Source organism: Psychrobacter sp. DM8, assembly GCF_051307025.1.
Lineage (GTDB): Bacteria > Pseudomonadota > Gammaproteobacteria > Pseudomonadales > Moraxellaceae > Psychrobacter.
Map to the genome: position 1 here is coordinate 2,151,881 of NZ_CP195538.1, position 24,026 is coordinate 2,175,906.

Genomic DNA, 24,026 nt, shown 5'->3' on the forward strand with positions numbered 1-24,026 from the left:
ATCTCTGTGATAGGCGGCTTTTTTGTGAGTCTATACTGCTATATATACTTTAAAGTTCGTTTGATTATAAAAACTTTGTTTGGCAAACCCATACAATACTTACACTTATTAACCGATTGTTGCGCTTCTAGTGAATAACTATGTCTAAGTCTTGGCTATACTGGCTTCGACATTAACACTCTGTCTCAAAACTTCATGATCAGAGACGATAAATAAAAGTCTAAATTAACAAATAAACAATTGGAGATAACAATGAATAAGACAATGCTTGCAAGTGCCCTATTATGCGGTTCAGCCTTAGCGATGACGGGTTGCCAAACCGTTCAAGATCAATTACAAACGGGCAATCCATTTAGCCAGCCCACGCTTAAATCTACCGTTAATACGGTTGATGGTAATGACACTGAAGTAGGACAACTATTCTTACGTCCTGTTGATGGCGGCGTACAGGTGTATGGTAAGCTTATGAACATGGCACCAGGTAAGACAGTTGCTTTACATATTCATGAGACAGGCAGCTGTGCTATGAATGGCGAAGCAGCAGGTGGTCACTTCAACCCTGATAACTATCCGCATTCTAACCCTGACGATATGATGGGTCATGCAGGTGATTTGCCAAACATCACTGCTAATGAAGACGGTGTTGCTACTATCAATTTCGTTAACAAGCAAATAGCAGCGACTCCCGTTGGCAAGTACAGTGTGAACCGTCTAGCATTTATCGTACATAGCAATGCAGATGATTATGTGACTCAGCCAGCAGGTAATTCTGGTACGCGTATCGCCTGTGGTGTTATTGGCGCGGCATAATTACATTTAGCTCCATTAAAACATTTAGCTCTATTGAATTTTAGATAAACAAAAACCTCTTAGCGAACTAAGAGGTTTTTTTATGCAGGTACTAAAAATAGTTATTCCTCGACCCACTCGCCTTTACGCCAGTAGACGCCCCAGCGTGTGGCTTTGCCGTTTTTCTCAGAGCCAATGTACTGCTCTTTTTTCTTACGTGACCAGCGTAGTATCGTCGGATTACCATCAGGGTCTTCGTCTGGACCTTCGAATAAATACTGAAACTTATCTTCCATCTTATCTTTGATTTCTCGCAGTTCAGCCAGTTTTGGCGGACGCGTCTCCCTTACCTTTGGAAACTTGGACGCAGCTAAGAACATTCCAGCGGCTCCTTCACGCAAGATAAAGTAATCATCATGCTTAGTGGACTTAAGATCTGGCAGATGAATAGGATCCATACGCGGCGGCGCAGGCTCACCCGTTTTGAGCACTTTGCGCGTATTGTCGCAGTTTTGACAAGCAAAGTAAGGACCAAAGCGTCCTGTTTTTAGCTCCATTTGTCCATCACACTTGTTGCAGTCAATGGTTGGCGCATCAGAGCCTGGGACTTCAAATTTGCCTTCTTCTAGAATATAACCGTCGCAATCTGGGTTATTACCGCAGATATGTAGTTTAAGACCGCCATCAACGATATAGCCGTTCATCGCCGTACCATCTTTTGGACAGCGTTTTTTCTCCATCAAATCTTTGACTTCAGCCGCTTCGTCATCGCTCTCCGCGTCATCGAGATTAGCAAAAGCTTCAACGGGCATCAAATTCTTGGTGCCTTTACAGCGCTCTTTGGGCGGTAGATTGTAGCCGGTACAGCCTAAGAATACGCCTGTTGAGCCCGTACGCAGCTGCATGGGACGCGCGCATATATCACAGTGCACGTCAGGCACATCGGTCGGATCATTAGGGCGCATGCCATCAGCATCTTTGGCGTGCTCCACTTTCTTTTTAAAATCGCCGTAGAAGTTATCTAACACATCTTTCCAATCAGTATCGCCTTCTGCCACGTGATCGAGCTTATCCTCAAGCGCGGCGGTAAAGGTATAATCCATCAGATCAGGAAAGCTATCTGTCAATCTATCGGTGACAATATCGCCCATCTTTTCGGCAAACAGGCGCTTATTTTCAAGTTTGACATAGCCGCGATCTTGAATGGTTGAGATAATAGAGGCATAGGTCGAGGGACGACCGATCCCTTTCTTCTCAAGCTCTTTGACAAGGCTGGCCTCAGTGAAACGTGCTGGCGGCTTGGTAAAGTGCTGGCTGGGATCGAGCTTATCAAGTATGAGCTGGTCGCCTTTTTTGACATCAGGCAACAAGGTATCATCGGTTTTGGCAGGCGGCATCACGCGAGTATAGCCGTCAAAGGTCATAGTGCGACCGCGCGCTTTTAGCTCAACGTTGCCCGCCTCGACAAACAAATTAACCGATAAATACTTGGCTGGCATCATCTGGCAGGCAACAAATTGACGCCAAATCAGCTCATAGAGGCGAATAGCGTCACGCTCCACACCTTTGAGCTGGGTCGATTTCATGTTGACGTTTGAGGGGCGGATTGCTTCGTGAGCCTCTTGCGCGTTTTGTTTATTGCCATAAAAATTTGGCTTTTCTGGTACGTACTTTTGACCAAAGCTATCTTCAATATAGCCGCGCGCATTAGCTAGCGCGTCCCCTGACAAAAACGTCGAGTCGGTACGCATATAAGTAATATGACCCGCTTCGTATAGACGCTGCGCTAAGATCATCGTCTTTTTGACTGAGAACCCTAGACGCGTACTGGCCGCTTGTTGCAAGGTTGAGGTAATAAACGGCGCGCTAGGACGCGACTGCGTGGGCTTCTCTTCGCGCTCTTTGACGATATAGTCGCTCGTTTTGAGAACCTCTAGAACTTTATCAGTCTGCTCTTTATTTACCAGTTTAAGGTTTTTATCGTTTTGCTTGGTCGCCTCTAAGCGGATGCTTATGTCTGCTTCTTTTTTATCATCGATATGCGTGTCAGCGTGAATCTGCCAATACTCCTCAGGAATAAAGGCGCGAATTTCGTGCTCACGCTCAACGACGAGGCGCATAGCAACCGACTGGACGCGGCCTGCGGACAAGCCACGCGCGACCTTTTGCCATAGGATTGGCGAGACCATAAAGCCGACCACGCGATCTAAAAACCGCCTTGCTTGCTGCGCATTGACGCGGTCAATATCGAGCTTTGAGGGCTGCTTAAAGGCGTTTTGAATCGCCGACTTTGTAATCTCGTTAAAGACTACGCGCTGATATTTGCTATCAGGCCCGCCGATGACTTCTTTAAGATGCCAAGCAATAGCCTCTCCCTCGCGATCCATATCCGTTGCTAGATAAATAGTATCGGCGTCTTTGGCGAGTGCTTTGAGCTCTTTGATGACCTTGGTTTTGTTTGGCAGTACTTCATAGACCGCCTTCCAGCCGTGTTCTGGGTCAACGCCCATGCGACGCACCAGCGCTTGCTGCGCTTTTTCTTCTTTTGATAGCGTGTCGTCTTTTTTGGTAGTAGCAGTCTTTTTAGCGCTTTTGCTGGCGCCAACAGGTAGATCACGCACATGACCGATACTCGAGCGCACGACAAAATCTGGACCCAAGTATTTGTTAATGGTTTTTGCTTTGGCAGGGGACTCGACGATCACCAAAGATTTGCCTTTGGAGGGAGTACCACCATCTGAAGTTGCCGCTTTAGTACTCTTTGCAGCACGAGGCTTTTTGGCACTGCCCGTGGCTTTGATGGTTCTTTTAGTTGTGGTTTTTGCCATATCTGACGACACCATAATAAATGGATTAAAAGGAATTACAAATCACTAGAGGATATAAGGTATTGATTATAAAAATAATAGTATTTAAAACAGGGTTATCAAGGAAGCTGTAAGAGATAGATAACCGTAACCTAATTACAAAGACGTTACACTGCTATGAGTTGGGATGTCAACTGTAAAACAGCGCTTTGCCTAAAACAGTTTAAATAATAAAAGCGGTTTTTCTGTTAAGCCATGCTAAATTATTGGTCATTAACTTGCGCTTTTTTGCGCGTTTTGCACTTGCAACGCCCATTTTTCTAACTGGGTTTTGAGCACTAATAGATCAGGTTCGATGTTATAAGACTTATAAGCAGGATTGGTCGATGGACGCACATAGTCGACATCCTCCCAATAGATAATCACGCTGTTAGCTTGGGTAATCAGCGCCTTTACAAACGGCTCTACGGTTGGCGGCAGCTCAAGCGGCATCTTATCTAAACTAAAATCTATCTTGGGCATCGGCTTTGCTGTCATCGTTTGAGTATTGGTGCGCACTTTTGTAGGAATATCAAGCTTGGTGCTCGTATCGGCCTTGGTACTTTCGATGCTGGTATCCGCGCGCCACTGACCATTGATAGCTTTGTAGCGGGTATGCGGCATTTTGATATTATCTAATACCAAGCCATACTGACCTATCATACCGCGCCCCATCTCGTTATCGCGTCCTTGCATCCACTCAGGACAGGCGACCAGCTTTGGGTTGAGTTGCATACGCCGCGCCTCAATACGCAGCTTGTCCAAGCGCTGATCGATACCGCTAGGTTTGAGCGCCATCATACTGCCAAGTACGAACATTACGATAAGAATGGCGATCCATATTCCCATGACAATCAAACCCCAAACAAAATAGTGAAGTAAAGCAGTAGCCGCTACTTATAATGAGTGTACAAATTCAAAAATCAAGCTTGAGCGAATAGCAGGTGATCAAAGCATGAGCATCTACCTACCGTTATATACTTAGCTTTCAAGCACTTAACGACAAAAAATATGCTCGGTAACAAGATGCAAAAAGTTGCGGCCTATAAAAAGGTGCTATCATAAACCATAACTCTCGATGCGCGCAGGTTTATTATGATTCCTTTATTCGCTGTATTGCAGTCCAAGCTGCAAAACCCATCAATGATGGCTAAATCTAGCCTGAATTTGTCTGTCTTAGGTGCCGCCTTGCTCGCCTTATCTGGCTGCGCTACTACCCAAAAGAGCCTCACACCAGAGCAATGTCAAGGCAGTAACTGGCAAGAGGTCGGCTATGTCGATGGTATGCGCGGTCGCTCAGGCGCTTATTTTGGTTACTATACTAATAGCTGCGCTAGTGTCGTCGGTGCGACGCCCAATCGCGTTATGTGGGAGCAAGGTCGCCAGCAAGGGCTAAAGACGTATTGTACGGAGCTAAATGCTTATAAGATTGGGCGTGAGGGCTATGATTGGCAACCCGTCTGTCCGCTTGAGGGTATTGAGAAGTTAGAGGAAGCCTACTCGCAAGGGCGCTACTATTATATCCGTCAGCGTGATCTTGACTATTTGCGCTTGCCCTATCCCTTTGGCTTTAGTGGCTACGGTCGCTACGGGTATGGGCCGTTTGGTTATGGCTGGTAGCCCTTCAAAAAGTTAAGTTAGAACAGGTAAACAAAACCTTGCTAAATAAAAACCTCGCTTAATCAAAGCGAGGTCGGAGATAGCGTTATTATTTTAATCTTCTTTATTATTGTTTTGATCATATTCTTAATTGGCGCTTTACTGGTCTATTTAGCCCGCTTATTTTTATAAAAATCTTATTCATTGACGAAAGCTATCTTGGTCAGTCCCGCTGTACTCGCCGCCGCCAATACTTGCGCTACCATATCGTATTTACTGTCTTTGTCAGCGCGCAGATGAATGGAAGGTTCATTATCTGCTTGAGCCTCTACGCTTAACCGCGAACTTAATTCCTCCATAGTAATCAAATCATCATCCCAAAACAGTCCAGCATCTTTATCGATACTAATCTGAATGACCTGCTCTGGGGTCTCATTGACCTGCGCACTAGTTTCTGGCAGATCCAGTGGCACTGTTGGATTAAGTACTGTCGCTGTGAGCAAGAATATAATCATTAAGACGAGCATGACATCGATGAGCGGAATTAGGTTCATCTCATTCATACTCTGCGTGTCATCGTCACCCAATTGAAATGCCATATGCTTGCTCTCTATATTATTCTTAATGTGTTTTTTACTTTGAGGCTGATAGTTAAACGGTTGTCGCTAGCCATATGATGTTGAATCGAAATAGCGACTTAAACGCTCTTTTTTAGTGTAGCGTCATTGGGGTCTAGAGTATGAGCCGACTGCGCTAAAAGATCATGGGCGCGATCATTAGCCTCGTACATCACTCGGCGATTGATACGGATAGCCAAGTTATAAAACACCACTGCTGGAATAGCAACTGCGATGCCAAGTCCTGTCATAATGAGCGCCTCGCCTACAGGACCTGCCACTTGCGCAAGACCTGCTTGACCTGTGGTGCCGATATTACTGAGCGCATGAAAGATACCCCATACCGTGCCAAATAGCCCGATAAAGGGAGCGATAGCAGCGGTCGTGCCTAATATAGGCAATCCACGCTCGCTGGCAAAACGATAACGGCCAATATGCTGAAGTAATGCCTGCTCGATCACCAAACGGTGAGTCGCTACGTCATCTGCGCTCGTATCCGTGCTCTTGGCCTGAATCTGCGCGCTTAAATCATCTGCTACCGTACTTGCCAATTTGCGGCTTTGGATAATACGAATAATACCCGTCACCCAGGAGAGTATCGATAGCGCGAGTAGTATAAAAAACAGCGCTTTGGTGACCATATCGCTGTATTGCCAGTAGCTCATAAAGTCCATGTAGACTCCTAATGTTGCTCAATATATGTGTGTCAAACTTGGGTTGATAGGTATCAATTTATAACCTGACTACCTTTAAAATTTTGTCTTATCTATGATTACAGTTTCATACGAAATGAAAAGTTAGCTATGCTTTTAGTCGGCGCATTGCCTCTCGTAGCAGGATTGAGTTTGGCTCTTGATAATGCTTTTACAAAATCTCTGTCAAATGCGTTTTTACCTGAGCTCTTAGATATTTTTATGTTACTTATATTACCACTTGCGTCCACCACCATACTGACTCTAATTGCAGCCTCAACTCCTCTAAAACCATAATCTTTATTTTGGATAGAGGTAAATACAGGTTCTCTTAACCAGCTTGACTGACCTATGTTGCCATAATCGGCAGGCTCATTACTCGCCGCCTGCGCAGCGGCCTCTTTTACAGCTTGTTGTTGCGCGGCCTGCTCTAGCGCGCGTTTGGCTGCTTGCTTAGCCGCTAGCGCCTCAGCTGCTGCCTTGGCTTGTTGTTCTGCCTTGGCCTGTGCATCCGCTTGAGCCTGTCGCTCAGCCGCTATTTTCTGTGCTTCTTTAGCAGCATTGGCTTTATCTTGTTCAGCCCTTTGCGCTTGGTGCTGTTTACGAAGGTTCTCTGCCTGTATCGCCGCCTCAGCCTCAGCTTGTGCGGCTAACTCTCTTTGCCGCTGCTCCCTAAGCTTTTGAGCAGCAAGCTCTTGTTGCGTAGGTATATTGACGACTTGAGTTGGCTGTTTTTTGATGGGTTGCGGCGTAACCTTGGGCTTATCTTCTACTATTTTATTCTTTGGTTCTACAGCTTTTTTATCATCATTAACCGTCTGTTTTTTGACGACAGGCTTAGGTTTATCAACAGGCTTAGATTCTTTAGCAACTTGCGCTTTAGGAGCGGCAGCAGGCTTAGTCATAGGCTCTGCTTGTTCTTTGACAACAGCCGCTTCTTTGATATTAGTAGGCGTTACTAGCTCAATCTCTATCGGCGTCACCTCTTCTGGCTCAAAGACAGGTTGCGGCTTTATCATAACCAGCGCCATCGCGGTCAAGACGTGCAAACTCACCACCAGACCGATGACAATCAGTATGAGTTTATACGGTGATGAGTGGCTGGTGATCGGATTCATAACGCTCTACGTCTTGTGTTAAGGACTTAAAGTAATGGCTTAGGTTTTATTCATGAGTATGAGTAAGCATGACAGACAACTAAAATGCGCAAACTCCAAAAGTGGCTAGATGATATTATAAATGAGAATCATTATCAATGATAATTTAACTAAAATATTCTGCATATTTGTCCTTATTCGTCTTATAAACACATACGTTAATAATAATCATTATCATTGATAAAAAAATCACTATCCTTTATCATTGTCTCCAGAATGATCCCAACTTATAACAAAACTGCTATCTAAGCCCTTCTGATTACCGAGTTTATTATGCCAACCACTACTTATTCTAAACCCCAAAACGCGCCTTTGTTTAAAGGTCCTCTATTCGCGGCTATGGCATCACTACTTGCTGTGAGTGTTGGCTTGACAGGCTGTTCAAACAGCTCTGAAACAGACGATGCCAAAGTTGAAAACAATAGCGCCGATGTATCATCAAACATCGCTGACAATGATGCGGTATCGGTGGCAACTATCGATGTCGATACGGTCAAAGGAGCGGTAAGCTTACCTATCAATCCTGCGCCCTTAGTCGTCTATGATATGACTTTGATGCAGGATTTGGCGGCGTTAAATGTAGGTGTCGCTGGGATGCCAGACCAGCTACCGCTGGACAATCTGCGCTCTGATACTCAGCCTGATAGTGAAAATGTCGGTACGCTTTTTGAACCTGATCTTGAAGCCCTAAACGCTATGCAGCCACAAGCTATTTTGATTGGTTCAAGAATGGCAGAAAAATACAACGAATTATCCAGTATCGCGCCAACACTAGATATGAGCATCGATACCGCCAATATCTATGACTCTAGCAAACAGCGCTTGCACGACTTGGGCGCATTGTTTGGCAAAAGTGACGAAGCCTTTGCCCTGCAGCAAGATATCGACGGCCTTATCACTCAAACTCAAGAGTTGACTCAAGATAAAGGTAATGGCCTGGTCATTTTGGTCAATGGCAACAAGCTATCCGCTTATGGCGACAAGTCACGGTTTGGTTTTATCCATAGTGTACTCGGTGTGCCTATGGCTGATACGCAAATAGAGGATGCCCGTCATGGTCAGCCCGTCTCATTTGAATACGTACAAAAAGTCAATCCAGACTGGCTGTTTATCATTGATCGCAGCGCCGCTATCGGTGAAGAAGGCGCGGGAGCCAAAGCGGTGCTAGATAATCCCTTAGTAGCTCAAACCCATGCTTGGGATAAAGGACAAGTGGTATATTTAAGCCCAGATGCATACCTTGCCTTTGGTGGATATTATCAATGGATGCAAGATTTGACGACGATCAAGAATGCATTTGCAAAGGCAAAATAAGCGTTATGACAGTTTGAGCCGTCGTTATTGATTGCATGTTCATCCCTTACCTTTAAGCCAGTAGACGTTATGCCGTTATTTTCATCTCGCGCTCAGACTAGTGTCAAAGCCGATTCTTCTTTGCCAGCGCCATTATTAAGCTGGCAAAAAAAACCTTACACTGATCTAAGTCATAACCATCGACGTGCTGCCATACCGCCTTGGCTCATAAATACCGGTAGCCTTCTGATTATGGGGCTATTGGTATTACTGAGCTTATCGATTGGGGTGGCAGACTTCTCTTGGTCGGGCCTTGTGCAAAGTCTTGTCAGTGGTAGCGGCAATTCAGACAGCGCTTTGATGCTCGTTAGTCGCTTGCCGCGTACCGTTGCTATTATCTTAACAGGTATCGCTATGGCAGTGGCGGGCATGATTATCCAAGTGGTACTCAAAAACCGTTTTGTTGAGCCCTCAATGGTTGGCGCAACGCAAAGCGCCGCTCTTGGGTTACTGGTAGTCAGCCTCCTATTTCCAGCCAGCGCCCTCATTGTCAAGATGAGCGTGGCAACCGTTACAGCGATGCTCGGTATGGTGCTGTTCATGGGGCTGATTCAAAAGATTCCACCTACTGATTTTTTGATGATTCCGCTGATTGGTATTGTATTTGGCGGTATTATCGAGGCGGTGACCACTTATATCGCTTATCAAACTGAAACCTTACAGATGCTCAGTGTATGGCAATTTGGGGATTTCTCTAGCGTATTGGCAGGGCGTTATGAGCTGCTATGGTTGACAGGACTGCTTTGTCTGCTTGCTTATTTTATTGCTGACAAGTTCACTATCATAGGGCTGGGCGATAATATTGCGCTCAATTTGGGTATCAATAAACGCCAGATCACTTGGGTCGGTGTCGGCATGGTCGCTATGATGAGCGCGGTAGTAGTGGTAACAGTAGGTGTCATTCCCTTTATTGGCTTGATTGTGCCCAATATCGTCAGCCGTATTATGGGCGATAAACTTCGGCGTAGCTTGCCTGCGGTGGCGTGCTTGGGCGCATCAGCTGTCCTACTGTGCGATATCATCGGACGTTCTATTCGCTATCCCTTTGAGATACCTGTTGCCACTATTTTTGGTGTCGCCGGCACCGCCGTGTTTTTATGGTTATTATTGCGCGCGCCAAGCGAGTCTTAGGCTCTGCCTCATCTCTCCTTTTATTAAAAGATTAGCATATGCTCTCACCGTCTACTCCTAGCAGTGTAAATACAAATGATAAGGCTCACGTTGAGACACCATTTAGTCAAAAGCGGCGTTTGGTGCACACACTAGCTGAACGTCCAATAGTCATAGCTGGCGTGGTCTTACTTGTATCCATACTCCTATTTATGACCATTAATGTTCATGGCTATTGGGACTTTGCCCTACCCTTACGCGGCAAAAAGCTACTGGCGCTTATGGTGGTGGCTTATGCGATTGGCGTATCAACATTACTGTTTCAAACCTTAACCCATAATCCTATCCTAACGCCCTCTCTCTTGGGTTTTGACTCGCTATATGTACTTTTGCAAAGTTTGCTGGTGTTCTTTTTGGGATCAATCAGTTATACCAGTATCGATCCTATAGCCAAGTTTGGGTTAGAGATTGCCTTGATGTTTGGCGCGTCGCTGTTGTTATTTAAAGTATTGTTCTCAAAGCGCAGTCAAGACCTAACGCGTCTTATATTGGTCGGGGTGATCTTTGGTGTGCTGTTTCGTAGCTTATCGGCGCTGATTGCCCGCCTAATTAATCCTGATGATTTTGTGGTGGTGCAGGCGGCCAGTTACGCGCAGTTTAATACGCTCAATCCTAAGCTGCTGGGTGTCAGCCTTGTTATCTGTATGCTCAGCGCTATTGTCGTTTGGCGCTGGCGCTATCAGTGCGATGTATTAATGCTCGGTAAACCGCAAGCGATTAATCTTGGTATTAATTATCAGCGTTTGGCGTTTGGACTGCTGAGCGTCATTGCAGTTTTGGTAGCCACGGCGACTGCTTTGGTAGGGCCTGTGACTTTTTTTGGTCTGCTCGTATGCGCCTTGACCAATCGTATTACGCGGCGTATGTATCATAGCGAGCGGCTGGTATTGGTCAGTTTGGTGGCGATGATATGTTTGGTGCTCGGTCAAGCTGTCTTTGAGCAACTGCTGAATATGGCGGGCGTTTTGTCCGTGGTGATTGAGCTGGCAGGCGGAATAGTGTTTTTGTTATTGATATTTATGACCCACCGTCGCCGCGTATGACTTTTAAAGCTTTAAAGTCTCAAAGCTATAAAAAATAAAATGATTAGAAGACATTGCTATGATAAAAATTAATTCCCTCTCACACCATATTGGCTCGCAGCAAATACTGCACGACATTACTTTGTCTTTGCCGCCCTCACAAGTTATCGCTCTGATAGGTCCTAATGGTGCGGGTAAGTCAACTTTGTTTTCGGTCATGGCGCGCCTGCACCCTTTGCAAACAGGTTCAGTCAGCTTTACCGTAGATAATAAAGACCATGACATCATCAGCTGTGATGCCCGTACACTTGCCACCACAGTCGCCATGCTCGGTCAGGACAATCAAGTACAAGGGCGGCTGCGCGTCCATGAGCTACTAATGTTTGGGCGCTATCCGTATCACCAAGGACGCCCAAGCGCGGCTGACCAGCAAAAGGTCAATGAGATTATCGAGCGCTTTGAGCTTGAGCCCTTAGCCAATAGATTTTTGTTAACGTTATCCGGTGGTCAGCGTCAGCGCGTACTGATTGCGATGATTGTCTGCCAAGACACACCCTATCTGCTTCTTGATGAGCCACTTAATAATTTGGATATGTATCATGCAGGACGCTTGATGCGTGAGCTACGTACGCTTAGTCATACTCAGCAAAAAACGGTCGTTATTGTGCTGCATGATATCAATCAAGCCGCGCAGTTTGCCGATACGGTGGTAACGATGAAAGACGGTCAAGTCAAAGCGGTCGGTCGCCCAGTCGATGTCTTGACCCAAAAGACAATGAAAGCGCTGTATGACGTTGAAGTGACGGTGCTGACCCATCATGGTCGTCCTGTGATAGTAGATACGGTGTGAGTACAGCTATAAAAATGCGGTGTACTAAAGACAAAGGATTCGCGCAAACCGTATCAACTACAGTTGTCTCTACAAGATAGCTTCGGCGTCCTCACGCTTGATGATTTTGTGTTCATCTTCGCTGTTATCAAGCTTCCAGTAGCTTGAGATATACAGATGGGTTTTTGCTACCTGTTTTTCTTGTTTAAAGTAATGACGTAGCGCGCGCATACTATTGAACTCGCACGCTGCCCACACAGCGGGACTGCCCTCTAACCAAGGCAACTGCTTAATGCGTTCAAGCAGTGGACTACTATCGATGCTTGCTACTGCATTTACTACCCAGTGTATATCCATATTATCAGGCATATTCAACGAACGGATGTCTGCTTCACTTATGACCTCTATTACCGCATAGCCTTGAGCATCAGCGGGTAGCTCAGCCAAATTTACCGTTATGGCAGGTAGCGCAGTCATGTCACCTGCTAACAAAAACCAGTCGGCTTGAGCATTGATCTGTTTTTTGGCTCCAGGGCCGCCGATCAAGATGCTGTCGCCTATAGCCGCGGTATGTGCCCACTGTAGTGCTGGACCTGCATGCTCTTGAGGATGCAATACAAAGTCTACATCTATCTCGTGACTGCGCTGCTCAGCGATAGTATAAGTGCGCATGATAGGTTTACTGCTCTTAGGCTGTGAAAACATCAACTTAATATAAGCGCTTTGTTGGTTTGTTGGAAAGTCCTTAAACGCCTCTCCACCCAAAGTGATGCGGCGCATATGCGGCGTGATGTCTGTAATACGTTTGACTTCTAGAACTCTTGGGGTAGGTTTTGCCATTTCTGTATTCTCTCATGACTTATTAGCTGAGCTAATAATGGTTTTGAGCTATCAGAATTTACAGATCCTGATACAAAAAACCAGCGCTCTTTGTGAGATTGCTGGTTTTTATTATTTATATCAAAACTTAAAACTGATACGTTAACGACGCTTTTATATTTCGACCCATCTCAAAGTCAGTGCTTTGATCACTAACGGCACTATAGCGTGAGGCGTGACTGGCGTAAGTCTCATCAAATAAGTTATATACCCCGACAGTAGCTTTGACGTTCTCAAGCTGACGCGGCGAGTAGTTCATATAGATATCATGCACATCATAGTTGGGCTTGGTGTCGCCGCTATTATCAGTGATGGAGGCTACATAAGTGCTGCGCCAACCTAAATCAACCACCTCATTAGGTGCATAATCTAGGTTCACCATATAACGATCACCTGAGTCAGCACTACCGCCACTCACTGAGGGAATGCTATCACCGGTTTTGTCACCCTCGCTGCGTGCACGCGCGTAGCTAAGACCCATACCAAAGTTATCAGTACTGTAGTTCGCTGCAAGCTCGACACCTTTGATCTCGTAATCTTCATCGCTATTGATCATGCCTTGACAGTCTTGTAAGTTGTCAGGCGAACCGCGCTCACCTGTAGCACAGTTTAGACCGTAGCGACCGGCGCGATCTCCTGTTCTAACAAACTGCTGAAAGTTTTCGATATTAGAGCGAAAGTATTTGGCGCTTAGTTGCAAAGCATCATTAGCGGTAGTCAATCCGCGCAATGTGGTCGCGACCCCAATCTCAGAGTTGTAGCCTTCTTCTGCTTTGAGATCATCATTGACATAGATACTATCGCCATTACTATTAAATATGGTTTGCGCAAGATCAGGGCCGTTGAATAACTGCGTGTAGCTGGCAAATACTTGTGTGCTTGGAGCAATCTCGTAGCTGGCCGCTAATGCGCCAACGACATTGTCATAGGTCTCGCCGCCTGAGACATATTCAGGCGACTCATAGCGATCGTAACGCACGCCTGGCGTTAAGCTAAATTTGCCCAGTTGCCACTGATCTTCTAAGTAGAGCGATGTGGTTTTTGCCTCATCAGTCGCCGTATCCCTGCCCTCACGCGCCATCTGTGATTCTTTTTTATAGTGCTCCACGCCTGTGATGAGTCTATGCGTACCCGTAACCCCTTCAAAAACGCTGTCATCGATTACACTAGTGTTTTCAATCTTGCCGCCTGTCGTTTTTACCTGAGCTCTCCAGTCATAGCCTGGCGATACGTCAGCGTTATTATCTCGCGAGATTTCGGTTTCGGTCTGATAAATCGTGGTATCAACATCAATTAAAGCATTTAGCGGGTTAAAGTTATAGTCAATCGTATACGTATCGCGGTTTACCTTTTGTGGTATAGGATCATCAGTTAAACTAGGAAAATCTGGGCGAAACGGGAAAATACCTTCTTTTTCAGTACGGCTAAAGCTTGCACCTACGCGGTGATTATCATTGATATAAGCGCCCGCTTTTAACAAAATATTTTCGCTTTCACTGTCCTCAAATAGCTCACGTCCATCGCCATCCTCACCAGAATCCGTATCGCGCTTGCCATAATAAGCTAGTAAGTCGATATTATCAGTAGGCGCGCCATAGACGGTGGCTGAGGTTAACAGCTCATCATTATTACTGCCGTAGCCAGCCTTTAGTTTTGCACCGATCTTTTGACCTGGCTTGAGCAAATCTACTGCATCCACAGTTTCAAACGCTACCGCGCCGCCTAGGGCGTCATTACCTAGCGTCACTGAGTTATTACCGACCGCTACCTCAGCACGTTTGAGCAGGTCAGGATCAAGGGTGACATCACCCATATGATAAAACAAAGCACCCTCTTGACGAGCACCATCGACAGTCACTTTCAGATTGGTATCATCAAGCCCGCGCACCCTGATACGCTGGTTTACCGTTGAGGTACCACCGACCTCAACTCCAGGTATCACATCTAAGAAGTCACTTAAATGACTCGCTTGCGCTGCAGGCGTATAGTTATCGATATAAACCGCTTCTTCTTGCAACTCATCTCGTACAGAAGTATTCGCCGTTACCGTAATCGTTTGCAGCGTCGTACTTGGCAGGGAGTCCGCAGTCGCGGCGCTCGCAGCTTGTGACCATAGCGCTGCTGCTACGCCCATAGATAATAGGGTTAATTGGCTATGATTTTTTGGCTTAGAGCGGCTTTTACTTAAACTCTGATCTTCACGCATAACTTACTCGCTGATTTCACTATGAAAAGGGTACTTAAATTTGTATGAGTCATATTCAGGATTGATGAGATTATCACCAAGCAACCAAAAAATTGACTCATATATTTATTAATACTAATGTTAATGATAATTATTATCATTCAATTAACGAGAGGAATGATAACGAAGTATTTATATTTTGGCAACAGTAAATATAGAAGTGTACGTAGATAAGCGATTAAATTTACATTAATAGAGACTAAAAAACGAAGGTAATCTGTTGAATTTTAAGGAAGTAAAGATACAAAAAATTGCTGCAAATAAAGTGTGAAAGTTACCTGAAATATAAAAGTATACCGCATAGCACCTTTACAGACGTGACGTCTATTTGCAGATAATACTGATAGACAAAAGTCATAATTATCTTGACCTATGACCTAGACATCCTTAAAGTGTTAACAATCTATGTTGCTAAATGTTAACAATATTAGCTTCGATTGATTTTAACACCAAGGGAGAAAAGGATGTCCATTGCAAATGAGCAAGGAAGTCAGCTCAATAGTCAGCCCAACAGAGCACTTTATGATTGTGATACGTTTAATCCAGAACGCAAAAACTCACGACTTTATAACGAAGACCTAGCACCGCTGCAGCCCAAAGAGCGCAACTGGGGCTGGTTTGCAATCTTTAACGTCTAGTCCAACGATATCCAAAGTCTGTTCGGCTATACTCTCGCCGCATCACTTTTTTTGAGTTATGGTCTTAGCGGCTGGTGGGTGATGGCAGCGATTATCTGCTCAGGTTTTATCGTCATGTGGATGGTCAACTTAACGGGTAAACCCAGCGTACGCTACGGCATACCCTTTCCCGTCTTAGTGCGCGCTAGTATGGGTATCAACGGTGCCAATTTGCCTGCTATTTTGCGGGCGATTATCGGTATCTTTTGGTACGGGGTGCAGACTTACTTTGCCTCAACAGCAGTTGCCATATTGTTAGCCTTAGTGATAGGTAGCTCAGATTCGACCTTTTTGGGTCTAAATGGTACCGCGTGGCTGGCCTTTGTTATTGTTTGGGTCTTTCAGATTATGCTGTTTTGGGCTGGGGTTGAGCCGATTAAGCACTTCTTAAATTGGGCGGGGCCGCTCGTTTATGTGGTTATGCTTATTTTGATGGGTGTAGTCTGGTATCAATCAGGCTCAGAATTATTACCCGCAATTAACTCAATATTTGCTAGCGGCAGTGCTTATACCGGCACATCATTCCAAGCCTTTACTGCGATTGTCGGTACGATGGTGGCCTATTTTGCCGCTGTAGTGATTAACTTTGGTGATTTTTCGCGCTTTTTACGTAGTGAGCGCGATATGAAGTTAGGTAACCTGCTTGGACTACCGATCAACATGGTGTTCTTCTCGTTTATCGCTTTGGTGATTACTGCAGGGACACTAGTACTATTTGGCGAAGCCTTAACCAATCCCTCAGATATCGTTGATCGGGTGGACTCACTGCCATTGACTATCGTTGCCGCCTTAACCTTCTTTGCCGCGACGGTTGGTATTAACATGGTGGCAAACTTTATCCCGCCCGCTTATGACTTAGCCAACCTATTTCCTAAGCATATTAACTTTCGTATGGGTGGTCTGATCACCGCTGTGATTGCCTTTTTTGTTGGCGCCTTGTGGTTATCTTTTATCAGCAAGATCGGTATTGTCGGCTTTGTTAATGCTGTTGGTGCTGTTATCGCGCCTTTCTTTGGTATCTTAGTCGTTGATTACTACCTAATTAAGCGCCAACAGATCGATATGGATGATTTGTTCTCAGCTGATCCAGCAGGGGCTTATTATTACTATAAAGGCTGGAATATACGTGGCCTGATTGCCTTCGCTGTCGGTGCTGTATTCTCCTTGGCAACCGTGCTGATACCTACGCTAGCTAGTCTTGAGGGTTATGGCTTCTTGCTAGGCGCAGCTTTGGGCGGCGTTGTATATTGGGTATTGATGCGCCCGTATGCCGTAGACCCACATACGATTTAAAGTAGTGTTTAATAAAGTCGTACTTGCAACCCCATAAATGAGAACGCTAAAAAGGAATAATAATGACACAGAAGATAACCAGTGACTTCGATCAAAACGCTTATCCTCGCGACCTAAAAGGCTACGGCGATAATCCACCAAAAGCCAACTGGCCGGGCGGGGCGAAGATTGCGGTTCAGTTCGTACTCAATATCGAAGAAGGCGCTGAAAACAGCGTCATTCATGGCGATGCAGAATCTGAGCGCTTTTTGTCTGATATATTGGGTACGCCGTCGTTTAATAATCGTCACCAGTCTATCGAGTCAGCCTTTGAGTACGGTAGCCGCGTCGGTGTATGGCGGGTACTTGACGCCTTTAAAGAATATGGTCTGCCTATCACGACCTTTACTTGCGCGGCGGCAGCTGAGAAGACCCCGCATATCATCGAGCGTGTGTTAGAGGACGGTCACGAGGTCGCAAGCCACGGTCTGCGCTGGATTACTTATCAGTATATGTACCGTGAGACTGAGCGTGAACACGTACGCCGCGCGACTGAGATATTCCAGAACATGCTTGGGTATCAGCCTCTTGGCTGGTACACGGGGCGCGATAGTCACAATACTCGTGAGCTGGTGGTTGAGCAAGGCGGTTATAGCTATGACTCTGACTCTTATGCCGATGAACTCCCTTACTGGCTTAATGTGAAAGTAGAAGAAGGTAATCAGATTACGCGCAAGCCGCACCTAGTCATCCCTTATACTTTAGAGACCAATGATATGCGCTTTGCCTCAAGTCCCGGTTTTACCAACTCAGAGCCATTTTATCAGTATCTCAAAGACAGCTTTGATACACTCTATGATGAGGGAGATAAAGATGGTAAGAACGAACCCAAAATGCTCACTATCGGCTTACATTGCCGTATTATTGGCCGTGCTGGGCGTATTGTCGCGTTAAAGAAATTCTTAGCATATATTACCAGTAAGCCTGACGTTTGGATCTGCCGCCGCGACGCAATTGCTAAGCACTGGTATGAGAACCATCCTGCCACCGAAGATAACACCGCGAACTGGATGTAACTTTAAGTTTGTAGATCAAGTTTAGACGTCCATTTACCGCGGAAAAACATTAAGGATTATAAATCATGTCAACAAAGAGTACCTATTACGCCCCAACGGGTGGCTTGCCTCCGCAAACGCAGCTCCTATCTGATCGCGCTATCTTCACAGAAAGCTATGCGATTATTCCCAAACGCGTCCTCACCGACATCGTCATCAGTTACTTGCCGTTTTGGGAAGGCATGCGTATGTGGGTAATTGCCCGCCCGCTAACAGGTTTTTCTGAAACTTTTTCGCAGTACATCGTCGAGGTTGCCCCAAATGGCGGCTCTGATAAACCTGAGCTTGATGACAAAGCTGAAGCCGTATTGTTCGTTGTAGAAGGTGAGATGGAGGTCACTATTGAAGGCGTGACGCATCATATGCAAGCAGGTGGCTATGCTTTTTTGCCGCCTAAATGCAACTGGACGCTTAAAAACAATAGCGACGCTCATGTCAAATTTCACTGGATACGTAAAGCGTATCAGTATGTAGACGGTATCGACGCGCCCGAAGCGTTCGTGACCAGCGACCATGAGGTTGACGGTATCGAGATGCCAGGTACTGATGGCGTTTGGAAGACGACAAGGTTCACTGAGCAATCTGATATGCGCCATGATATGCATGTCAATATCGTCACCTTTCAGCCAGGCGGCGTGATTCCATTTGATGAAACGCACGTGATGGAGCATGGTCTGTATGTGCTAGAAGGTAAAGCCGTCTATCATCTAAATGCTGAATGGGTCGAAGTTGAGGCGGGCGACTTTATGTGGCTACGCGCGTTCTGCCCGCAGTCCTGTTACGCTGGTGGCCCTGGACCCTTTAGATACTTACTCTATAAAGACGTCAATAGACATATGCCATTTATTCGCCCAGAACGCTAAGGGAAGAGGAGTTTATGAGTACTACAATCGTTGCAAAACCTTTGACTAAGGTTGAATTTGCGCCCTTTGGTACCGTTATTGAGCCGTATGATGCCCAGCAGCAAACGCCTGATAACAGCTATGTGATTAATAACGGTTATGCCACACGTCATCATGCTATCGCTGAGTGTCAGCTCGATGGCGGCATTGTCGGTATGAGTATATTTTGTGCCAAAAAGCGCGATGTTCCTATTGCTTTATCAGTGATGGAGTATCATCCATTTGGCACGCAGGCGTTTTTTTCTATGAACGCTCAAGACTATGTTGTAGTCGTCGCACCAGCCGGCGCGCCACCAAAGTCTGCTGATGATTTGACGGTGTTTTATGCCAAGTCGCATCAAGGCGTACAATACAACCCTAACGTCTGGCATCATCCTCTGCTAGCGCTTGGGCGTGATTCTAACTTTTTGGTGGTTGATCGTATCAATGGCGAAGGTAATAATTGCCATGAGCTTGATATTGGGGATTGGCAAATATTTATAGCGCTTGAAGACGAGCAGACGGATAATAACGCGCCAAGCTCAGAACAAGCTAAGTTTTGATTTTATGCTTGGTTAAACTATTAGGGCGTGTTGAACATTCACAAATACGCACTGACAGAAACTATTTTTTAGTCGCTGCTCTTAAATTAGAAGCAAGATAAAAATAGTAAGTTTAGTCATTCTAAGCGTCTATTTTTATTAAAGGAGCGGCAAAAAAGAGTCCTGTCCTTTCAGGCTGATGCTAAAATTGCCCCATACTGTGTTGCAAGTCTAGCTAAGGTCTAGACATTATCTTCGACTTGCGCCGTGTCTGGAACCATTTTAGCGATCAGCAGTGCCATGGTTGAATGTTCAACACGCCCTGGTTAAGTAGTAGCTAGTGACCATTTTGATATAAAAGACAGCCCTTAATTGGGTTGTCTTTTCTTATTTTAATACATTTACTTTAGGTCTGCTAAAAATCTTGAGCGACTTAAACTGATAAAAATAATGACAATAAGAGAGCGATATGGCAAACATCGATAGCCCAATGTCAGCGCGGCAATCCTGGATAGGAACGATTCAAATCATAACCGCAGCCATCTGCTGGGGTACGCTTGGGATATTTTCGACCTATCTGAATCAGCTAGGTTTTAGTGGTTGGCAAATTACCATTTTGCGTATCGTGACCGCCGCTTTTCTTATCCTAGTGATGCTACCAAAAATATGGCCACATCTTATTACATTGCGCCCAAAGCAGTGGCTTGGACTGGCAGTGCAGTCCTTAATTGGTGTGCTTGGCATGTCAGTATGCTATTTCTTTGCTGTAATCTATGTCGGTGCCGGTCCCGCCGTTGCCCTTCTCTATACCGCGCCTGTTTTTAGCTTACTCTTTTCAGCGCTGTTTTTGAGTGAATCTATTACGCGGCAGTCCGCTCTACTGGCACTCATGGCAGTATTTGGCGTGGGTCTAACGATGTTAGGCGATCAGGCGCAAGTCAATTGGGGCATTGTACTTGGGCTGTTGTCAGGCGTGTGTTATTCGCTATACGGCGTACTCGGCAAGCGCGCGATGCACTACGCGCATCCTGCCCCTTTGGTGTTTTTTACCTCGATCATTATCAGTGCCGGCGTGCTGCTATTGCTCCCGCAGACCTATCACACTTATGGTAAGTTATTCACCTTGCCTGTGCTGACTTGGGGCTACGTTTTGGGGTTATCTCTATTAGGAACTGTTGTGCCTTTTGCTCTGTACATGAAAGCGCTTGAGAAGCTACCTGCTACCCGCGCTTCGGTGTTTACTATCTTTGAGCCGTTGACAGCGATTGTCCTTGCAACCCTACTATTGCACCAATCCTTATCATGGATTCAATATATAGGCGTGATACTCATTTTACTTGCCGCTTTGATGAACGCTGTATTAAATGGAACGACTACGCGCGTGCCGCGTTGGTTAAAAAGGCGGCAAAAGATTTAGGTTTATGGTTTAAACTTGCCTTTTACAAAAAACAAAAAAGCCCCAACTAGCTATCAAAGTTGGGGCTTTTTCTTAAAGCTCAAAACTGAGAGCTCAAAACTGAACTATTCAGCAATACGCTGCAAAAACGCCTGCGTACGCGGATGCGAGGATAGCTCAAATAACTGCTGCGCGCTGCCCTCCTCGACCACATGACCGTCTTCAATAAGCACCACATGATCGGCGACATCGCGCGCAAAATTAATCTCATGGGTCACAACGACCATCGTCCAGCCTTCAGAGGCCAGTTGTTTCATCGTGCCCAGCACATCTTGTACCAGCTCGGGATCAAGCGCTGAGGTGGGCTCATCGAACAAGAGCAACGATGGCTCAATAGCAAGCGCACGGGCGATACCGACGCGCTGCTGCTGACCGCCAGATAATTGAAACGGATACAAATCGGCTTTATCTGACAGCCCAACCTTTTTAAGTAATGCTAAAGCCTGATCACGGGCTTGCGCCTTGCTTTGTCCTTGTACTACCGTCGGCCCTAGCATGAGATTCTCAATCGCGCTTTTGTGCGGGAACAAATTATAAGACTGAAAGACCATACCCGCTTTACGTTGCAAGGCGAGCAAAGTTTTCTTTTTGGGCTTGGTGGCAAAGTCGACTGTCAAGCTACCATCATCAAAGCTAATGCTGCCTTGGTCTGGAATCTCAAGCGCATTTAGGCAACGCAAAAAGGTGGTCTTTCCCGACCCTGATGGCCCTAATATCACCACAACTTGACCTTTATGAATGGTCAAATCGATGCCTTTGAGCACTTGATTACTGCCAAAAGCTTTGTGAATATTGCTGACTTGAATCATAACCGTTTCCGCTGACAAATTGAAAATACTAGTGAAGTGAGTGCGAGTTGAGCATAGCGTTACTTAGCGATGTAACGATCAAGTCGCGTCTCAAGCTTACCTTGGATAAAGGTTAAAAACAGACAAATACCCCAATATATGAACGCCGCTTCGGTATAGACCAGCATAAACTCATAGTTGCGCGCGGTGATGATCTGCGCCTGTTTAAACAGCTCAGTGACTAGTACTAATGAGGCAAGTGAGGTGTCTTTGACGAGGCTAATAAAGGTATTAGATAATGGCGGTACAGACACTCGTAGCGCTTGCGGTAGTATCACATGGCGAAAGGTCTGCAGGTAGGTAAGCCCGACCGTTGAGCCTGCCTCCCACTGCCCTTTTGGAATAGACAAAATAGAGGCGCGCACCGTCTCTGACGCATAAGCACCGATATTGAGTGAAAAAGCAATGATCGCCGAGGGAAAAGGATCAAGTTTGAGCCCTATACTTGGCAGACCATAAAAGATGATAAACAACTGTACCAGCATCGGCGTGCCGCGAATAGCAGAGACGTAGATGCGGGCGAGCCTATAAGCTATTTTGTGAACCCAGCCTGCGCGCGGCACGATACGAATGAGTGCTACCGTCAACGCAATAGCCATACCGATTGCAAAGGAGATTAGCGCCAGCGGTATCGAATAGTAGATACCGCCTTTGAGCATAGGCCAGAATGAGGTAATAACGATCTGTGCCCGCGCCGCATCCATAAAGGGCAAGAGTGCCAACAATTCTGCGAGCACTGAGGTTATAGACGCTAGCATTATTTTTGCTGGCTTATATCAGCACCGAAAAACTCTTGGCTGAGTCTGGTAAGCGTCCCATCAGCTGCCAGTGCTGCCATAGCTTCGTCTAGCTTTGCGACTACGGCGTCATCACCTTTGAGCAGTACTAAACCTGAACCTGTCTGTTCACTAGCGGGAGCCACCAATTTGATCTCAAGATCACTATCTGGGAATTTTTTGAGATAGTCGAGTACCGCAAGATTATCATTCATCGTAAAGTCCGCGCGGTCTTGCTTGACCAGTTGGATCGCTTGTGCCATTCCTTCAACAGGTATCACCTCAGCGCCGTAATTCTCGGCAAGCTCGCCATAGTTACTACTGAGTGATTGCGCGCTACGCAGCCCTTTTAAGTTTTCCCATGAGCTATAGCGATTGTCATCGGTTGCGGCTAAGACCACCGCGCCTGACCAGCTATACGCTTGCGACTTGTCATACTTAGCTAAGCGCTCAGGCGTCGTTAGACTCACTTGGTTGGCAACCATATCAAAGCGCTCTGAATCTAGACCTGCCAGCATCGCATCCCACTGAGTTTCTTTAAAATCAACATCGACTCCCAGTTTATCAGCGACGGCGCGAGTGACTTCGACATCGTAACCGGTCAGCGCGCCGCTCTCATCGTGATAAGTAAACGGCGGGTAAGTGCCTTCGGTACCGACGTTGATAGTACCGCCATTGTTGATACGTTGCAGCAGATCGGAGCCGGCCGTGCTATCTGCTGTAGTGGTATCGGCATCAGTGGTGGTTGATTGGCCACAAGCGGCAAGTAGTACGGTGCTAGCGGCAAAGGCCAAAAGAGTACGACGATTCATAAGGCGTCCTTATAAGAGGAATGAATAAAGAATGAGCAATGTTGTCAAATATAACATACGTGCTATAGCGGGTGAGGACTGATTTGAAGACGGCAAGGGTATTTTTCAATATGTATAACATTTTATAAAAACATCTGGTTATTATCCCTTATACATAAAACAGCCCCAAACATTGAATGCTTGAAGGCTTATGCCTATTTAGAATATGAACCTTACTTTACGTATTTTTATGCGGCATATTTTTAGCGCCCGATTAGGTGTCGTCTCTACAAACGTTTAATTGAGATCTACCTTCGTGACTTGTCTACTAGCACGCATAATTTACATGACTTTTTTGCAGATATGGCATATGAGTATTTGCACGCTGAGTCCATATATAATCGAGTTATTTTTATGCTCAAGAGCTATAATACATCAGCATTGTAAGCCAATTTCTTCTTCTTTGATGA

The 24,026-nt window shown here is 45.8% G+C and carries 22 protein-coding genes; 12 read left to right on the forward strand and 10 right to left on the reverse strand.

Features of this window, described 5'->3' with window-relative positions; translation table 11 throughout:
* Positions 1 to 252: 252 nt before the first annotated feature.
* Positions 253 to 810: a superoxide dismutase family protein gene (locus ACR64J_RS09170; protein WP_435949388.1), complete on the forward strand. Its 558-nt coding sequence runs from the start codon at positions 253 to 255 to the stop codon at positions 808 to 810.
* A gap of 101 nt (positions 811 to 911) precedes the next feature.
* Here the strand turns inward: ACR64J_RS09170 and topA are convergent, their stop codons facing one another.
* Together topA and ACR64J_RS09180 are read right to left on the reverse strand one after the other, a co-directional pair.
* Entirely contained in the window at positions 912 to 3,617 is a 2,706-nt protein-coding gene (topA, locus tag ACR64J_RS09175; RefSeq protein WP_435949389.1) for a type I DNA topoisomerase, read from the reverse strand.
* Positions 3,618 to 3,869: 252 nt separating this feature from the next.
* The gene (locus ACR64J_RS09180) at positions 3,870 to 4,484 is read right to left on the reverse strand and encodes a hypothetical protein (RefSeq protein ID WP_435949390.1); all 615 of its coding nucleotides are present in this window, start codon (positions 4,482 to 4,484) and stop codon (positions 3,870 to 3,872) included.
* A 246-nt stretch (positions 4,485 to 4,730) separates the two neighbouring features.
* Between ACR64J_RS09180 and ACR64J_RS09185 the strand changes: the two genes are divergently transcribed.
* Complete coding sequence (locus tag ACR64J_RS09185) at positions 4,731 to 5,255, forward strand: DUF2799 domain-containing protein (RefSeq protein WP_435949391.1); 525 nt, start codon at positions 4,731 to 4,733, stop codon at positions 5,253 to 5,255.
* Positions 5,256 to 5,431: 176 nt separating this feature from the next.
* Here ACR64J_RS09185 and ACR64J_RS09190 read toward each other — a convergent pair whose 3' ends face one another.
* The 3 genes from ACR64J_RS09190 to ACR64J_RS09200 all read right to left on the reverse strand — a co-directional run bounded on the left by ACR64J_RS09190 (position 5,432) and on the right by ACR64J_RS09200 (position 7,661).
* Complete coding sequence (locus ACR64J_RS09190; protein ID WP_435949392.1) at positions 5,432 to 5,833, reverse strand: ExbD/TolR family protein; 402 nt, start codon at positions 5,831 to 5,833, stop codon at positions 5,432 to 5,434.
* Between the two features lie 98 nt (positions 5,834 to 5,931).
* Positions 5,932 to 6,525, reverse strand: a complete 594-nt coding sequence (locus ACR64J_RS09195; RefSeq protein ID WP_435949393.1) for a MotA/TolQ/ExbB proton channel family protein — start codon at positions 6,523 to 6,525, stop codon at positions 5,932 to 5,934.
* Between the two features lie 98 nt (positions 6,526 to 6,623).
* Positions 6,624 to 7,661: a TonB family protein gene (locus tag ACR64J_RS09200; RefSeq protein WP_435949394.1), complete on the reverse strand. Its 1,038-nt coding sequence runs from the start codon at positions 7,659 to 7,661 to the stop codon at positions 6,624 to 6,626.
* Positions 7,662 to 7,973: 312 nt separating this feature from the next.
* Between ACR64J_RS09200 and ACR64J_RS09205 the strand changes: the two genes are divergently transcribed.
* From ACR64J_RS09205 to ACR64J_RS09220, 4 genes are all read left to right on the forward strand, one after another.
* Complete coding sequence (locus ACR64J_RS09205) at positions 7,974 to 9,014, forward strand: siderophore ABC transporter substrate-binding protein (protein WP_435949395.1); 1,041 nt, start codon at positions 7,974 to 7,976, stop codon at positions 9,012 to 9,014.
* 69 nt (positions 9,015 to 9,083) lie between these two features.
* Positions 9,084 to 10,184: an ABC transporter permease gene (locus tag ACR64J_RS09210; protein ID WP_435949396.1), complete on the forward strand. Its 1,101-nt coding sequence runs from the start codon at positions 9,084 to 9,086 to the stop codon at positions 10,182 to 10,184.
* A 38-nt stretch (positions 10,185 to 10,222) separates the two neighbouring features.
* A complete protein-coding gene (locus ACR64J_RS09215; protein WP_435949397.1) occupies positions 10,223 to 11,266 on the forward strand; it encodes an iron chelate uptake ABC transporter family permease subunit in 1,044 nt (347 codons plus the stop codon).
* A gap of 58 nt (positions 11,267 to 11,324) precedes the next feature.
* Positions 11,325 to 12,095: an ATP-binding cassette domain-containing protein gene (locus tag ACR64J_RS09220; RefSeq protein ID WP_435949398.1), complete on the forward strand. Its 771-nt coding sequence runs from the start codon at positions 11,325 to 11,327 to the stop codon at positions 12,093 to 12,095.
* A 69-nt stretch (positions 12,096 to 12,164) separates the two neighbouring features.
* Here the strand turns inward: ACR64J_RS09220 and ACR64J_RS09225 are convergent, their stop codons facing one another.
* Together ACR64J_RS09225 and ACR64J_RS09230 are read right to left on the reverse strand one after the other, a co-directional pair.
* Positions 12,165 to 12,914, reverse strand: a complete 750-nt coding sequence (locus ACR64J_RS09225) for a siderophore-interacting protein (RefSeq protein WP_435949400.1) — start codon at positions 12,912 to 12,914, stop codon at positions 12,165 to 12,167.
* A 127-nt stretch (positions 12,915 to 13,041) separates the two neighbouring features.
* Positions 13,042 to 15,159, reverse strand: a complete 2,118-nt coding sequence (locus tag ACR64J_RS09230) for a TonB-dependent receptor domain-containing protein (protein WP_435949401.1) — start codon at positions 15,157 to 15,159, stop codon at positions 13,042 to 13,044.
* Between the two features lie 503 nt (positions 15,160 to 15,662).
* On the opposite strand from ACR64J_RS09230, the gene ACR64J_RS09235 reads away from it, so the two are divergent.
* The 6 genes from ACR64J_RS09235 (at position 15,663) to ACR64J_RS09260 (ending at position 21,102) form a co-directional block, all read left to right on the forward strand.
* Positions 15,663 to 15,836 (forward strand): hypothetical protein, encoded by a 174-nt coding sequence (locus tag ACR64J_RS09235; RefSeq protein WP_435949402.1) that lies wholly within the window; start codon positions 15,663 to 15,665, stop codon positions 15,834 to 15,836.
* An 81-nt stretch (positions 15,837 to 15,917) separates the two neighbouring features.
* Positions 15,918 to 17,168 (forward strand): NCS1 family nucleobase:cation symporter-1, encoded by a 1,251-nt coding sequence (locus ACR64J_RS09240; protein WP_435949403.1) that lies wholly within the window; start codon positions 15,918 to 15,920, stop codon positions 17,166 to 17,168.
* Positions 17,169 to 17,230: 62 nt separating this feature from the next.
* Positions 17,231 to 18,223, forward strand: a complete 993-nt coding sequence (gene puuE / locus ACR64J_RS09245; protein ID WP_317198702.1) for an allantoinase PuuE — start codon at positions 17,231 to 17,233, stop codon at positions 18,221 to 18,223.
* A 65-nt stretch (positions 18,224 to 18,288) separates the two neighbouring features.
* The gene (locus ACR64J_RS09250) at positions 18,289 to 19,125 is read left to right on the forward strand and encodes a bifunctional allantoicase/(S)-ureidoglycine aminohydrolase (protein WP_435949404.1); all 837 of its coding nucleotides are present in this window, start codon (positions 18,289 to 18,291) and stop codon (positions 19,123 to 19,125) included.
* Positions 19,126 to 19,139: 14 nt separating this feature from the next.
* Complete coding sequence (locus tag ACR64J_RS09255) at positions 19,140 to 19,706, forward strand: ureidoglycolate lyase (protein ID WP_435949405.1); 567 nt, start codon at positions 19,140 to 19,142, stop codon at positions 19,704 to 19,706.
* A gap of 448 nt (positions 19,707 to 20,154) precedes the next feature.
* Positions 20,155 to 21,102: a DMT family transporter gene (locus ACR64J_RS09260; protein WP_435949406.1), complete on the forward strand. Its 948-nt coding sequence runs from the start codon at positions 20,155 to 20,157 to the stop codon at positions 21,100 to 21,102.
* A gap of 104 nt (positions 21,103 to 21,206) precedes the next feature.
* Here the strand turns inward: ACR64J_RS09260 and ACR64J_RS09265 are convergent, their stop codons facing one another.
* Genes ACR64J_RS09265 through ACR64J_RS09275 form a run of 3 tightly spaced genes read right to left on the reverse strand, consistent with a single transcriptional unit; the run spans position 21,207 to position 23,577 of the window.
* Positions 21,207 to 21,950, reverse strand: a complete 744-nt coding sequence (locus tag ACR64J_RS09265) for an amino acid ABC transporter ATP-binding protein (RefSeq protein ID WP_435949407.1) — start codon at positions 21,948 to 21,950, stop codon at positions 21,207 to 21,209.
* Between the two features lie 59 nt (positions 21,951 to 22,009).
* On the reverse strand, positions 22,010 to 22,747 hold the full coding sequence (locus tag ACR64J_RS09270; RefSeq protein WP_317198707.1) for an amino acid ABC transporter permease: 738 nt from the start codon (positions 22,745 to 22,747) through the stop codon (positions 22,010 to 22,012).
* Positions 22,747 to 23,577 (reverse strand): amino acid ABC transporter substrate-binding protein, encoded by an 831-nt coding sequence (locus ACR64J_RS09275; RefSeq protein ID WP_435949409.1) that lies wholly within the window; start codon positions 23,575 to 23,577, stop codon positions 22,747 to 22,749. Before ACR64J_RS09275 ends, ACR64J_RS09270 begins: the two co-directional genes overlap by 1 nt.
* Positions 23,578 to 24,026 lie beyond the last annotated feature (449 nt).